The 13,520-nt window shown below is 33.1% G+C and carries 15 protein-coding genes and 1 tRNA gene; 7 read left to right on the forward strand and 9 right to left on the reverse strand.

Annotation, left to right across the window (positions count from 1 at the left end; all coding sequences use genetic code 11):
- Positions 1-4 precede the first annotated feature (4 nt).
- Positions 5-1,057 (reverse strand): dual-specificity RNA methyltransferase RlmN, encoded by a 1,053-nt coding sequence (gene rlmN / locus ACODSB_RS19930; RefSeq protein WP_053472076.1) that lies wholly within the window; start codon positions 1,055-1,057, stop codon positions 5-7.
- 255 nt (positions 1,058-1,312) lie between these two features.
- Between rlmN and ACODSB_RS19935 the strand changes: the two genes are divergently transcribed.
- The 6 genes from ACODSB_RS19935 (at position 1,313) to ACODSB_RS19960 (ending at position 6,026) form a co-directional block, all read left to right on the forward strand.
- On the forward strand, positions 1,313-1,900 hold the full coding sequence (locus ACODSB_RS19935) for a YceI family protein (protein ID WP_488938300.1): 588 nt from the start codon (positions 1,313-1,315) through the stop codon (positions 1,898-1,900).
- 257 nt (positions 1,901-2,157) lie between these two features.
- Positions 2,158-2,727, forward strand: a complete 570-nt coding sequence (locus ACODSB_RS19940) for a YceI family protein (RefSeq protein ID WP_488938301.1) — start codon at positions 2,158-2,160, stop codon at positions 2,725-2,727.
- A 5-nt stretch (positions 2,728-2,732) separates the two neighbouring features.
- Positions 2,733-4,124, forward strand: coding sequence for a hypothetical protein (locus ACODSB_RS19945; RefSeq protein WP_488938302.1), 1,392 nt, complete (start codon positions 2,733-2,735; stop codon positions 4,122-4,124).
- A gap of 31 nt (positions 4,125-4,155) precedes the next feature.
- Positions 4,156-4,680: a YceI family protein gene (locus tag ACODSB_RS19950; protein ID WP_264554311.1), complete on the forward strand. Its 525-nt coding sequence runs from the start codon at positions 4,156-4,158 to the stop codon at positions 4,678-4,680.
- Positions 4,681-4,871: 191 nt separating this feature from the next.
- On the forward strand, positions 4,872-5,270 hold the full coding sequence (locus tag ACODSB_RS19955) for a hypothetical protein (protein WP_053472071.1): 399 nt from the start codon (positions 4,872-4,874) through the stop codon (positions 5,268-5,270).
- Positions 5,271-5,384: 114 nt separating this feature from the next.
- The gene (locus ACODSB_RS19960; protein ID WP_488938303.1) at positions 5,385-6,026 is read left to right on the forward strand and encodes an O-methyltransferase; all 642 of its coding nucleotides are present in this window, start codon (positions 5,385-5,387) and stop codon (positions 6,024-6,026) included.
- A gap of 200 nt (positions 6,027-6,226) precedes the next feature.
- On the opposite strand, the gene ACODSB_RS19965 is transcribed toward ACODSB_RS19960, so the two are convergent.
- The 7 genes from ACODSB_RS19965 to ACODSB_RS19995 form a co-directional block, all read right to left on the reverse strand.
- Positions 6,227-6,790, reverse strand: a complete 564-nt coding sequence (locus ACODSB_RS19965) for a phosphatase PAP2 family protein (protein WP_053472069.1) — start codon at positions 6,788-6,790, stop codon at positions 6,227-6,229.
- 1 nt (position 6,791) lies between these two features.
- Entirely contained in the window at positions 6,792-7,151 is a 360-nt protein-coding gene (locus ACODSB_RS19970) for a Sec-independent protein translocase subunit TatA/TatB (protein ID WP_256637009.1), read from the reverse strand.
- Between the two features lie 104 nt (positions 7,152-7,255).
- Positions 7,256-9,493 carry a M1 family metallopeptidase gene (locus tag ACODSB_RS19975; protein WP_488938304.1) on the reverse strand — a complete coding sequence of 746 codons (2,238 nt, stop codon included), beginning with the start codon at positions 9,491-9,493 and terminating at the stop codon, positions 7,256-7,258.
- A 67-nt stretch (positions 9,494-9,560) separates the two neighbouring features.
- On the reverse strand, positions 9,561-10,067 hold the full coding sequence (locus ACODSB_RS19980) for a DUF6702 family protein (protein WP_488938305.1): 507 nt from the start codon (positions 10,065-10,067) through the stop codon (positions 9,561-9,563).
- Positions 10,067-10,816, reverse strand: coding sequence for a BamP family beta-barrel-assembly machinery protein (bamP, locus tag ACODSB_RS19985; RefSeq protein WP_488938306.1), 750 nt, complete (start codon positions 10,814-10,816; stop codon positions 10,067-10,069). Before bamP ends, ACODSB_RS19980 begins: the two co-directional genes overlap by 1 nt.
- A complete protein-coding gene (locus ACODSB_RS19990; RefSeq protein WP_488938307.1) occupies positions 10,806-11,534 on the reverse strand; it encodes a carboxypeptidase-like regulatory domain-containing protein in 729 nt (242 codons plus the stop codon). Before ACODSB_RS19990 ends, bamP begins: the two co-directional genes overlap by 11 nt.
- Positions 11,521-12,288: a carboxypeptidase-like regulatory domain-containing protein gene (locus ACODSB_RS19995; RefSeq protein WP_488938308.1), complete on the reverse strand. Its 768-nt coding sequence runs from the start codon at positions 12,286-12,288 to the stop codon at positions 11,521-11,523. Before ACODSB_RS19995 ends, ACODSB_RS19990 begins: the two co-directional genes overlap by 14 nt.
- A gap of 164 nt (positions 12,289-12,452) precedes the next feature.
- Here ACODSB_RS19995 and pepE point away from each other — a divergent pair, with 164 nt between their 5' ends.
- Positions 12,453-13,160, forward strand: a complete 708-nt coding sequence (gene pepE, locus ACODSB_RS20000) for a dipeptidase PepE (RefSeq protein ID WP_488938309.1) — start codon at positions 12,453-12,455, stop codon at positions 13,158-13,160.
- A gap of 128 nt (positions 13,161-13,288) precedes the next feature.
- Here pepE and ACODSB_RS20005 read toward each other — a convergent pair.
- Positions 13,289-13,361, reverse strand: a tRNA-Gly gene (locus ACODSB_RS20005).
- Between the last annotated feature and the right edge of the window lie 159 nt (positions 13,362-13,520).

Below are 13,520 nucleotides of genomic sequence, written 5' to 3' on the forward strand. Positions count from 1 at the left end.
GGGACTATACGGCATCCGCTTCTTTATTTGCTAATTGTCCACAGGCAGCATCAATATCTTTTCCACGGCTGCGACGTACTTTTACAACAACTCCAATATTTTCTAATGCTTTTATATACGCCAAAATAGATTCTTCTGAAGCTTGTTGAAATTCTCCGTCGTCAATTGGATTATATTCAATTAAATTGACTTTACATGGCACATATTTACAGAATTTTACCAAGGCATCAACCGAAGCTTTATCATCGTTGATTCCTTTCCAAACTACATATTCGTATGAAATTTTGCTTTTGGTTTTTCTGTACCAATATTCTAATGCTTCTCGTAAATCTTTCAAAGGAAAGTTTTTGCTGAAAGGCATAATCTTAGCGCGAATTTCATCAATTGCCGAATGAAGTGAAACTGCCAGTTTGAACTTTACATCGTCATCGGCCATTTTCTTGATCATCTTCGGAATTCCTGATGTCGAAAGCATAATACGCTTTGGAGACATTCCTAATCCTTCCGGAGATGTAACCATATCGATCGCCTTAATGACATTATTATAATTCATTAAAGGTTCGCCCATTCCCATAAAAACAATATTCGAAAGCGGATGATTGTGATACAAACGGCTTTCTTTATCAATTGCTAAAATCTGATCGTAGATTTCTCCTGGCTCCAGGTTTCGCATTCTTTTTAAACGTGCAGTTGCACAGAAATTACAATCTAAACTACACCCAACCTGACTTGAAACACAAGCTGTTGTTCTGGTTTCTGTTGGAATTAAAACAGATTCTACTACTAATCCGTCGTGCAGGCGGACCGCATTTTTTACTGTTCCGTCGCTGCTTCTCTGCATGGTATCAACCTTAATATGATTGATAACAAAATTTTCTTCGAGCATAGAACGTGTTGTTTTGGCAACATTCGTCATATCCTCAAAACTGTGTGCTCCTTTGCTCCAAAGCCATTCATACACTTGATTTCCACGGAAAGCTTTGTCATTATTTGCGACAAAAAAATCTCGTAACTGATCTTTTGATAAGGCTCTTATGTCTTTTTTCTCGATTTGCATGCTGCAAAGTTAATCACTTTTGTCCTTTTTTTCGATTTTTAGATGCATTCTTCGTTTATACTTTCTTGAATTTTATGCAAAATCCCAACTCAATTTAGCTCTTAAACCCTTACTATAATGATTTAATTAAAGTTTGGCTATGATTTTTATCATTTAATTTCGACTGTCTGCTTGATAATTTTGATCTAAGAAATAAGGTCAGTTCACAACCACTTACAGAACTCTCCTGATTAAAATTAACAAATACCTATCAAGATGAAAACAATTAAATCAATCCTATTAACAGCAATTTTCACAACAATATCAATACAGCTAAACGCGCAAAGAACTTATACGGTTGTAGATACTAAATCAACTTTTGAAGTTGCGGGAACTTCTACAGTTCACGATTGGACCATGAGATCTACAGAAGGAACTGGTATCGCCAACTTAACGGTAAAAGATTCTAAACTTACAGCGATAAACAGCCTTACAATTACCTTATTAGCAGAAAGTTTAAAAAGCAGCAAATCAAGTATGGATCAGGTTGCTTATGAAGCCTTAGATACTGAAACACATAAAACTATTGAATACGCTTTAAAATCTGCTGAAAAAATAAATGAATCAACCTGGATTCTAACCGGGACTTATACTATTGCCGGTGTAAGCAAAGAATACAAAACTCAGGTAAAAATAACGGCTGATAATGAAACTTTTATTCTACAGGGTTCTAACCAAGTTACTTTTGGAGATTTTGAAATGACGCCTCCAAAAGCGGCTCTTGGTGTTGTTAAAACAGGTAAAGATTTAACTGTGATTTTCAATATCATGTTAAGCCAGATAAATCAGATTTCTGATCTGTAAACCACAATTACATTTTTAAAAAATTAGTGTTTGATAAAATCCTGAATCACATTTTTGGGTTATAAATATGCTTTGCAAAAAAATGAAAACGTTGTAGTTTTTAAATACCATTTTAATAAAATTTTAACAATGATTTTTATCATGTATCTCCGTGAAATATAGGCAGATCTTTGATACAAGTTAAAACAGCATTCTTAGTACTAAAAGAAATCGGACGATTTGTTAACTTATTTTTCACAATAAAAACATGACAAAAAATGAAAACCAATAAAATAAAATTATTCGCATTTGTAATTGCCCTTTTCGGAATTACTTCAATTGCTACAGCACAAAAATCATATTCTTTAGATGACAAAGCTTCCTTTTCAGTTGCAGGAACTTCAACGCTGCACGATTGGGAAATGAAATCAGCTTCTGGAACCGGAACAGCCAACTTTTCAATAGCTAATTCAAAGCTAACTGAAATAGAATCCCTATCGGTTACTCTATTGGCAGAAAGTGTGAAAAGCGAGAAAAAAAGCATGGATAAAGTGGCTTACGAAGCTTTAAAAACAGATAAAAACAAAAACATCAAATATGTTTTAAAATCTGCCGAAAAAGTAAATGAAACCACTTGGGAATTGACAGGAACTTACACCATAGCAGGAGTCAGTAAAGTTTATAAAACGACTGTAAAAACAACTGTTACAAAAGATGGTTTAAATATGCAGGGGTCTAACAAAATCACTTTTGCGGAGTTTGGAATGAAAGCGCCAACTGCCATGCTTGGAACTATTAGAACAGGACAGGATTTAACCATAAAATTCAATTTAAACTTTAATTTATAAACGCCATGAAAAAAATTTATATCCTATGTATAACATTAGTCAGCACGTTTGCTGTTAATGCTCAGGTAAGTTTTGGCCACATTCAAAACCAGATTCCACGAAGCCAAAAAGGTATTAATCAATTTGATGTAAAAAAAGATACTGTTGCTTATAAAGGATTAAGTGTCGATATGGGAGCCGCTTTTGCACTTCAATTTCAAGCTTTAAACTCGTTTAACGATCAAAAAAACTTAGCCACGGCGCCAGGTTACAGATTAAATAATTTAGAGAATAATTTCAATTTACCAAATGCAAATTTCACGATTGGAGCTCAATTATATGATGGTGTACGTGTAAACTTAGATGTATATCTGGCTTCCAGACACCACAACGAAACTTGGGTAAAAGGAGGTTATTTGCAAATTGACAAACTTGATTTCATTAAAAAAGATTTCCTTGCTGATTTCATGCAGTATACAACGATCAAAATTGGTCAAATGGAAAACAACTACGGTGATGCACATTTTAGAAGATCTGATAACGGAAATGCGTTTATGAATCCGTTTGTTGGGAATAATATAATGGATGCGTTCATTACAGAAATGGGAGCTGAAGTTTATTATAACAGATCAGGCTTTGTAAGCATGATTGGAGTAACAAATTCTAAATTAAATCAAAATGTTCAGGAAGTTGTAGCGGCAAATCCTACAGCAGCAAAACCAGATAATAATACAACCATAAGCCCTTCTATTCTTGCAAAATTAGGCTGGGATAAACAAATCAACGACGATTTGAGAATTAGATTAACAGGTTCTTATTATCATACAGCAAATTCTAGCGGAAATTTATATTCTTCTGATAGAGCAGGAAGCCGTTTTTATGGCGTAATGAGTCATTCTGATTACAATATTATCGATCCGGCTACCGGAACACCTATTAGCACTGTTGCAAACAACTTTGATCCAACGGCTAATAAAGACACTGGAAGGTTTAATCCCGGATACGGAAACTGGGCAACATCATATATGGTAAACCCATTTATCAAATATAGAGGTCTTGAGTTTTTTGGAACGTTAGAATTTACTTCTGGAGGAGATTACAAAGGAACTGATGACACTCGTAAAGTAAATCAATATGTTGGTGATTTAGTTTATCGTTTCGGAGAAAATGAAAGATTTTATGTGGGTGGAAAATACAATTTAGTTGACGGAAAATTAGCTAATGCAAATGCTAAAGCAATTCAAATAAACAGGTTTGAGGCTGCTGCAGGATGGTTTATGACCAGAAACGTTTTGGCAAAATTAGAATATGTAGATCAAAATTATAAAAACTTCGCTCAGTTTAACGGAGCAACTCCAAACGATCTTTTCGGCGGAAGCTTTAAAGGACTTATGTTCGAAGCAGTAATTTCATTTTGATAAAATGTACAAAAAATTTATTTTTTTAATTATGGGTTTAGCGGCTTTCTTTTTATCAGGAAGTGCTAAACCCACTTTTTTAACAGAAGAGACAACCTTAGTAATAAATAAAATTAAAATAGAAATTACAGGAGCATCTACTGTTGGCAAATACAATTGTTCAAATACTTTTTCAATAAAAGATACGGTTTATATAAATTCAGCTAAAAAAGAAGCTTTTAATACCGAAATCAAAATGTCAAACTTTGACTGCGGTAATAAAATAATGACGAAAGATTTACAAGGAACCGTAAAAGTGAAACAATTTCCAAATAGTACGGTTTGCATTACAGATGTAAAACCAAATGGTAAAAATTACAAATGCAGATTAAACTTTTATATCACCGATAAAACTTTAAAATACAAAGATTTTATTCTGTATAATTCTGATGATAAAATTCAGGGAACACTAAATTTAAAATTTTCTGATATTGACTTAGAACCGCCCGTAAAAATGGCCGGATTAATAAAAGTAAAAGATGATATTGTGATAAATTTCAGCCTTTACAAAAACTAAAGCTTACTTTTAAAAAAGCTTCAGCAAAAAAATTTCTTCAACTTTTCAAAACTGCAAAAATTTGGCACAAGAATTGTCTTGCACTCAAAAGAAAAGTAATCTTACAAAGCGCGCCATAATTTTAAAATTTGTATTTTTATTATTCCACTTTATAACCTTTTAAATTTTATAACCTAAAAAGACAATTTATTATGAAAAAACATTTTTTAAGTTTAGCTGTTGTTGCATTATTAGCTTTGGGATTACAATCTTGCGAGAAGAAAGAACCTAAACCTGCAGATGAAGAATTAACTCTTGGAAACAAAGTTGACTCCTTAACAACAGATATTGAAGAAGTGAAAGACAGCGCTGTAAGCAAAACAGAAGAGGCTGCTGCAAAAGCTAAAGATGCTACTCAAAATGCTGTACAAGATGTAAAAGATGGAGCTAAAAAAGCAGCATCTGATGTTGAAAGTGCAGCTAAGAAAACAGCAACTGATGTAAAAGACGCTACGAAAAAAGGAGCTGAAAAAGTTGAAAATGCTGCAAAAGCTGCAAAAGACGGAACTGTGAAAACAGCTAAAGATGTAAATGAAGCTTTGAAAAAATAATTTTCAAATTAAAACTAAAAACAGAAAGCCATTCGCCTAAACGAATGGTTTTTTTATGCAAAATAGTCAGCGGATATTTTTTGTATTTTTGCATTCAATTACAACAACTACAAGATGCATTTTATATCACAAGAATTAGAAGATTATATCGAGCAGCATTCTGAAAACGAACCAGAATTATTAGCCAAACTTAATAAAGAAACGTACCAAAAAATACTTTTACCAAGAATGTTGAGCGGTCATTTTCAAGGCCGTGTTTTAAGTATGCTTTCTAAATTAATTCGTCCGGTAAATATTCTTGAAATTGGGACTTATACGGGTTATGCTGCGCTTTGTTTATGCGAAGGAATGCAGGAAAACGGACAATTGCATACTATTGATATTAAAGAAGAATTGATTGATTTTCAAAGAAAGTATTTTGATGCCTCACCTTGGGGAAATCAAATTTTCCAGCATTTAGGCGAAGCCATAGATATTATCCCAACTATAGATGTAAAATTTGATTTGGTATTTATTGATGCTGATAAGGAAAATTACCTCAATTATTGGGAAATGATTGTTCCAAAGATGAATAAAGGCGGCATTATTTTATCTGATAATGTTTTGTGGAGCGGAAAAATCCTTGAACCAGTTCACCCAAATGACGTAAGCACAAAAGTACTTTTAGAATATAATCAACTTTTGAAAGATGATCCAAGAGTGGAAACGGTTTTATTACCAATCCGCGATGGGTTGACAGTAAGCAGAGTTCTATAAAATAAATCAATAGTCTCTAGCTTTAGCTGGAGATAATAAAACCTAAAAAAGAAAAAGGCTTTAGCCAAATACCTAGTGTATTTTGGCTAAAGCCTTCTTAATTTTATCAATAGAATCTCCAGCTAAAGCTGGAGGCAATTTATCCAAATTTTATATGAGAAAACTTAGAAGCTTAGTACTTAGAAACTCAGAACCTTAGATTATCCCGGAAAATATTGCGGTTTCAACCTTCTGTAAGCTAAAAAGATTAAGAATCCGAAAAGAGCTCCAAAGAAATACCCTGTTAGAATATCACCCGGATAATGTAATCCCAAATAAATTCGGCTATAAGCAAAAATTAAAGGCCATAAGAATAACAAACCAAAATATTTGAAATGACGTTTTAAAACCAAATATAAAAAGGTTGCAACGGCCATTGTGTTTGCAGCATGTCCTGAGAAAAAGCTAAAAGATTTTCTAACCTGAACCACTCTGATAATTGTATTGACATCAGGATCATTACAAGGGCGCAAACGCTGAAAAGTATGTTTAAACAAATTACAAGTCTGATCTGTAAAAGCGATTAAAATTGCGACAAAAAGTAATATATACAAGGTTTGCTTTCCCCCTACTTTTCTATAAATAAGATAAAACAACAGCAAAAAGAATGGTGTCCAATTCAACTGTTCGGTAATAATCAGCCAGAATTTATCATATTTTTCAGAACCTAAACCGTTTAGATATACCAATAAATTGACATCTAATTCTTTTATTTTTTCAAGCATATTATCTTTGGCGTTTTATAGGTCCTGAAAGTGATTCAATATCTTCTTTTACTTTGTCAATTTCTGTGGCAGTTTCACCTAACAGATTACTGGATAAATTAGTAGTATCGCCTAACAAATTAGATTTTGCATCATTAATTTGTGCGTTAATATTACCTGTAATATCAGTCAAAGATTTCGTGTCAAGACCATTGGCCTCTGCACCTTTTTGAATTTCACTTTTTATATCGTTGGTTGCATTTTTTAACTGCGCCATTGCTTTACCCATAGTGCGGGCAATTTCCGGCACCTTATCAGAACCAAAAAGCATTAGTACTATAAACAGTATGAAAACTAATTCTCCTCCTCCTATACCAAACATATCTTTTATTTTTGTTGTGCCACAAAGATATTAAATTTTGAAGCGCACAGTTTTAAAATTTACTTAAAAAAAAAGACTCTTTTCAGAGTCTTTTTCGTTTGTTCTTAGTCAAATTTTGATTTTTGCTCAACCTTTGGCCATGAATTATTTGTTACATCGATATCTGCTGTAAGTAATTTTGGATCTATCTGAATGCTTTTTACAGGTTTTGTAGTCGCATAAACTTTTTTAGCTGTATCATTACTTTTTCTCCAGATTTGAGCTGGATATTGGTAATTATCTTTTGTACCATCTTCATAAGTAATTTCAACAAGAATTGGCATAATCATTCCGCCCGGTTTGTTGAATTCAACTTCATAAAAATATTTAGGCGATTTAATGCTTGCTTTTTCCTCTGCACTAAAAGTCTGATTTACATAATCAGCCAATGGTTTTACATCTTCTAATTTCAAAGCTTTTTTGCTTGAAGCACTAACTTCTGGATTATCTCCCGAAACTAAGTAAACAAAAGGGCCTTTTTCAAATCCAAAACGGCCTTTTCTCACTTTTACATCTTTAATGTCAGCAGTTGGAGTTTCAGAAACATAATATTGTTTTACATCTTTAATTCCAATATCTACAAAATCAGTTGAATAAAACCAGCCTCTAAAAAACCAATCTAAATCTACTGCAGATGCATCTTCCATTGTTCTAAAGAAATCCTCTGGAGTTGGGTGTTTAAATTTCCATCTGTTTGCGTATGTTTTAAACGCATAATCAAACAATTCTCTTCCCATAACTACTTCTCTTAAAATATTAAGACCTGTAGCCGGTTTTCCGTAAGCGTTGTTTCCAAATTGGTGAATCGTTTCAGAGTTAGACATAATTGGCTCTAAAAACTTCTGATCACCGCTCATATAAGGAACAATATTTTTTGCAGGTCCGCGTCTTGAAGGGAAAGTTGGATCTAATTCCTGTTCAGCTAAATATTCTAAAAATGAATTTAAACCTTCATCCATCCAAGTCCATTGACGCTCGTCAGAGTTTACGATCATTGGGAAAAAAGTGTGTCCAACTTCATGAATAATAACACCAATCATTCCGTTTTTAACCTCTTTAGTCGTAACACCGTTTTCATCAGGACGACCAAAATTCCAGCAAATCATTGGATATTCCATTCCCTGATCTTCTGCCGAAACAGAAACCGCTTTAGGATAAGGATAATCAAAAGTATGAGATGAATAACTTTTTAAAGTATGTGCAACTGTAAGTGTTGAAGTTTCTCCCCAAAGCGGGTTTGCTTCTTTTGGATAAACAGATTCTGCCATAACAGTTTTGTTTCCAATTTTTACAGCCATTGCATCGTAAATGAATTTTCTTGAAGAAGCAATTCCGAAATCACGCACATTTTTAGCGCTGAATTTCCAGGTTTTTTTCTTATCAGAAAAACCTTTTTCAGCCGCTTCAGCTTCTGCCTGAGTTACAATAACAACAGGTTTATCAAATGATTTTTGAGCCTGTTCGTAACGTTTAACTTGTTCTGCTGTAAAAACTTCACTTCTGTTTGTTAATTCTCCTGTTGCATCAATAACGTGATCTGCAGGAACTGTAATATTTACATCAAAGTTTCCGAAAGGAAGAGCAAACTCTCCGCTTCCCCAGAACTGCATATTCTGCCATCCTTCAACATCGTTGTAAACTGCCATTCTAGGATAGAATTGCGCAATTACATATAATTTATTACCATCTTTTTCGAAAAATTCATAACCAGAACGTCCGCCTTCTTTTCTGTAATTGTTGATGTTATACCACCATTTTATAGAAAATGAAATTTTTTCTCCCGGTTTTAAAGGCGCAGCCAAATTGATACGCATCATTGTTTCGTTGATTGTATAAGACATTGGAGTTCCTTTTGCGTCTTTTACCTGTTCGATATTAAAACCGCGCTCTAAATCTTTTTTCAAATATTTAGATGAAAAACCATCAAGAGCTAAAACCTGATTGATTTTTTCTCCTTCAGCTAAAGAAGTCTGTCCATTTGCTCTCGCTTGATTTTGATCTAACTGAACCCATAAATACTCTAAAGTATCTGGTGAATTGTTAGAATATGTGATTGTTTCTGCACCGGTTAATTTTGAATTTTTATCATCTAATTCAATATCAATTTTATAATCTGCCTGCTGTTGGTAATAAGCAGGACCCGGCGCTCCAGAAGCTGTACGAAACATGTTTGGTGTTGCCAGCAAATCGTACATCTGGCTGAATTTATTTGTGTCGTAACTGCCTTGCTGCTTAGGTGTCGCAGCTTTTTCCTGAGCAACTAACATTGCAGGAAAAATTAATAATAATGAAAGCTTTTTCATAAAAGTCTAATGGTAATTTTTGTCAGGGTGTGAAAATAACAATTAAAATATTAATTTAACAGATTAATTAATACTTTAACAATTCTTTCCTTGAAGATTCCGTAAAGAGGACACTTCTTTTAGTACCAAATACTGAAATATGTGTAATATTCTGCTGTTCAGAACTCCAGTCAACAAGTAGAGTATTTGAAATTTCGATCGATTTAAATTTATCGATATCTTTTATTCGCGAATAACAAATTAAAACATCACCGCTTTCTACTTCTTTTGACAAAAAAGTAATTGGCTTTGATTGTCCGTTTATCTTAATAGTAAAATTTTCAGCAAGATATTTTTTAAATAAATCAAGATCTGCGGGACTTTCCTTTTCGGTTCCTACGAAAGTTTTTTTATGGTACTTTTTCTCGAGTGCATTATTCAAATCATCCACAAAAATGCGGGATGTAATTTGAATCATTTTTTTTTCAGCAGCATATTCAACCTGAAAAACACCAACATAAAATTTATGAAATGCAAAGGAAGAAAGCGACAGAAACAATATCCCGATTAAGGGATAAATCAATATTTTTTTCATTATTGAGAGGCATTCACTTTTTTAAATTCAGCATTTTTGTTGATTAAGAAATCGATCAACTCAAATTTTTGATCTTCATTAAGATGTCTTTTGGATTCTGGATCATTAGAACAAAACATCAAAAACAAATCAACTTCGTCTTTTTTCAAACCTAAAGTTTTAGTAAAAAAATCAGGTTTAAAATTGGCTTTAGAATATTCTACAAAGGCAATATCTGTGATTTCTTCTTCTTTTACATCATTTTTAGAAAGAAGTTTTTTAACATCTTTAAAAATTCTAACGAAATCCATTCCGTATTTAATCGTTTGATCAGAATACATTACCGTATTTTTTGCAGTCGACAGTTTATCGTCTTCAAACTGCATATCAACATATTTCTGCGAATTTTTATCTAACGATTGTACTTTTAAATCTTTACGAACCACCACTTCTTTTAATTCATTACTTACCAAATCTAAAGGCACAGAAAAAAGTATTTGCGCACAGTCTTTCTCTGTCAAAACAATTTTTTTAGACTGAAAAGCCAAACCGGTAAAAACTAAAGTGTCTTTTGGCTGGGCCAAAATATCAAACAATCCGCCCGGACCAATAAAAGTTCTGGATTTTGCATTAATATTCATAACATACCCACTTTCTATGGCAAGTGATTTGTTTGTAACCTGACCGTGCAGCGACTTTCTTGAGCCATTTTGCCCAAGCATTATTTGACAAAATAAGCAAACAACGAATACTCCTAGTTTATTTTTCATTTTCAAGAATTATTAGATATTTTCGAGCTAACTCTGTTATTAAAAACATACTCATTGTTTTATTCTTTGTATTCAAAGATACGGCAAATTCGGCATCATCCACACAATATAATTGAAATCCTTTGATATCATCTACCGGAATTTTTAATCTTTCGGTATAATAATTTTCATCAAAAAGATACTCAATTTTTCTGAAAAGCATCTCTTTTTTTTCCACATTTACCTCTTTTTTTAACATTGCGGTACGTCCGGAAATTTTATTGAGGATTTTATCTATAGAAGTTGAAGTTGCGGTATAGACTTTTCTTTCTGCAGGTGTATATGTTTTTTGACCGTGCGGAACAATTCCTAAATTTTCAGTCGTAATTCCGTAATTATCATTTACCTTAACTTCTTTCAATTCAATTTCTTTTGCCGTCATTTTAATCACGAGCAGGCTTAAAGTTAAATCTTCAGCAGAAATTCGGCGTTTTAAAGGTTCTAGATTCACTGCCGAAAAAACCAAAACATCGCCTTCTTTAACTGCAATAGAAAATCTTCCATCGGCATCAGAAATAGTCGAAACTTGTGTCGTGTTATTAATAATATTTACTCCGTCAACCGAAGTAGTTTTTTCGAAGATTTGTCCTAAAATTTCTTTAGAAGCTGCATTTTGCCCAAAACCAATTTGAACAAAAAATAGAATTAAAATTATATGTAGGGTATTATTTAACTTCACTCGCAATTATTTCTTTATACTTTACTGCTAATTCGCCTAGCAAAAATTCGGTTGAAGTTTTATTTTTAGAGTTCAAAATATTTGTAAACTGTTTATTATCGACAGCGTAATATTCAAAACCTTTTACATATTCTGCCGGAATTTTTAAACGATCCACAAAATGTTCCAGCGTAAACATTTTCTCTAAAAGTCTCATGAAAAATTCTTTCTGCTCCACTTCTACTTCTTTTTTCAGCATTGCTGTTCGGCCTGAAAAAAAGTTAAAAAGAGGATCTGCAGAAATTGATCCGCCTACCATTCCTGTAGCACTTGCTGCAGCATCTAAAGCTGTAGCAGTGCGTAATTTTCTTTCAGCTTCGGTATATGATTTCTGTCCCGCCGGAACAATTCCCAGAGAAACAGCATTTATATTATCGTATCTTTTTACAATAACTTCCTGTAATTGATGCACGACTAAATTCATTCTTACGGTGAAATTCAAATCGGTAAAATTTTCGCACGAAAGAGAAACCCTGTTTTCTTTAAACTGAATCGAAGAAAAAATAAGCACATCATCTGGTTTTGCCAAAATAGAAAAGGCTCCGGATGCATCTGTAGTCGTCATAACTTCTGTTTGAGAATTGACAACATAAACCCCTTCCAAATCATTTGTATTTGCCGTAATTTTTCCGTTTATAATCGTACGTTCCTGATTTTGAGACCAGGAATTCTGACTTATAACGGCAATTAAAAAAAATACAATATTCTTTGTCAAAATGAAAATATTAGGGAATTATTAAAAAGGTAAAAATATCCTAATGTCTTCCAAATTTAGTATTAATGAGTTGGTAAAAATATGTTAATTAAACTCCAATATCTCAATTATATTAGACAGACTTTTTTTAATATCTTTATCAAATAGAATTTGAGTTTAGAATTATGAAAAGCATTATCATCGCCAGCACATCTACCCTGCACGGCGGCAGTTATTTAGATTATTTACTACCTGCGTTACAATTACATTTTAAAAACTGTACCACTATTTTATTTATTCCGTACGCACGCCCAGGCGGAATATCTCACGAAGAATACACAAAAAAAGCAGCAGAAGTTTTTGCTTCTATAAATATTAAACTTCAGGGAATTCATGAATTTGAAAGTCCTGAAAAAGCCATCCAAAATGCTGAAGGCTTTTTTACGGGCGGCGGAAACACTTTTTTGCTTGTTTCACAGCTATATAAAAACAACATTATGCAATTGCTTGCCGAAAAAGTTAAAAACGGAACTCCTTATTTAGGAACAAGTGCCGGAAGTAATATTTGCGGCTTGTCAATGCAGACCACGAATGATATGCCAATTATTTATCCGCCGAGTTTTCAAACTTTAGGATTAATTCCGTTTAATTTGAATCCGCATTATTTAGATCCAGATACAAATTCGCAGCATATGGGCGAAACGCGCGAAACCAGAATTAAAGAATTTCATGCTTTTAATGCCATTCCGGTTTTAGGTTTAAGAGAAGGAAGCTGGCTGGAAGTAAAAGGAGATAAAATAACTTTGAAAGGTTCTTTAAAAGCAAGGCTTTTTAAACAAAACCAAACTCCCGAAGAACTAGAACCAGAAAGCGATTTAAGCAATTTAAAATAGTTTTTTCCACCATATAAGTTATATAAGTTCATTTAAATAAGGCTTAGCAAAAAACTTATAATAACTTATATAACTTATATGGTTTAAAAACAAAAAAAAGCCTCAAACAATGTTTGAGGCTTTTGAAGAGCGAAAGACGAGGCTCGAACTCGCGACAACCAGCTTGGAAGGCTGGAGCTCTACCAACTGAGCTACTTTCGCATTAACAGGGTGCAAATATAAATAATTAATTCTTTTTACAAAACAAAAATCAAAAATTATTTAAGTTTGATAAAAAAACCGAAACGATTAAATTTCGGTTTTTTAGAGCGAAAGACGAGGCTCGAACTCGCGACAACCAGCTTGGAAGGCTGGAGCTCT

This window comes from Flavobacterium sp. FG68, from assembly GCF_057808895.1.

What these genes read in the sequence shown, in the direction of transcription:
- rlmN (WP_053472076.1), bottom strand. Translation starts at nt 1,057, where the DNA reads ATGCAAATCGAGAAAAAAGACATAAGAGCCTTATCAAAAGATCAGTTA.
- ACODSB_RS19935 (WP_488938300.1), top strand. Translation starts at nt 1,313, where the DNA reads ATGAAAACAATTAAATCAATCCTATTAACAGCAATTTTCACAACAATA.
- ACODSB_RS19940 (WP_488938301.1), top strand. Translation starts at nt 2,158, where the DNA reads ATGAAAACCAATAAAATAAAATTATTCGCATTTGTAATTGCCCTTTTC.
- ACODSB_RS19945 (WP_488938302.1), top strand. Translation starts at nt 2,733, where the DNA reads ATGAAAAAAATTTATATCCTATGTATAACATTAGTCAGCACGTTTGCT.
- ACODSB_RS19950 (WP_264554311.1), top strand. Translation starts at nt 4,156, where the DNA reads ATGGGTTTAGCGGCTTTCTTTTTATCAGGAAGTGCTAAACCCACTTTT.
- ACODSB_RS19955 (WP_053472071.1), top strand. Translation starts at nt 4,872, where the DNA reads ATGAAAAAACATTTTTTAAGTTTAGCTGTTGTTGCATTATTAGCTTTG.
- ACODSB_RS19960 (WP_488938303.1), top strand. Translation starts at nt 5,385, where the DNA reads ATGCATTTTATATCACAAGAATTAGAAGATTATATCGAGCAGCATTCT.
- ACODSB_RS19965 (WP_053472069.1), bottom strand. Translation starts at nt 6,790, where the DNA reads ATGCTTGAAAAAATAAAAGAATTAGATGTCAATTTATTGGTATATCTA.
- ACODSB_RS19970 (WP_256637009.1), bottom strand. Translation starts at nt 7,151, where the DNA reads ATGTTTGGTATAGGAGGAGGAGAATTAGTTTTCATACTGTTTATAGTA.
- ACODSB_RS19975 (WP_488938304.1), bottom strand. Translation starts at nt 9,493, where the DNA reads ATGAAAAAGCTTTCATTATTATTAATTTTTCCTGCAATGTTAGTTGCT.
- ACODSB_RS19980 (WP_488938305.1), bottom strand. Translation starts at nt 10,067, where the DNA reads ATGAAAAAAATATTGATTTATCCCTTAATCGGGATATTGTTTCTGTCG.
- bamP (WP_488938306.1), bottom strand. Translation starts at nt 10,816, where the DNA reads ATGAAAAATAAACTAGGAGTATTCGTTGTTTGCTTATTTTGTCAAATA.
- pepE (WP_488938309.1), top strand. Translation starts at nt 12,453, where the DNA reads ATGAAAAGCATTATCATCGCCAGCACATCTACCCTGCACGGCGGCAGT.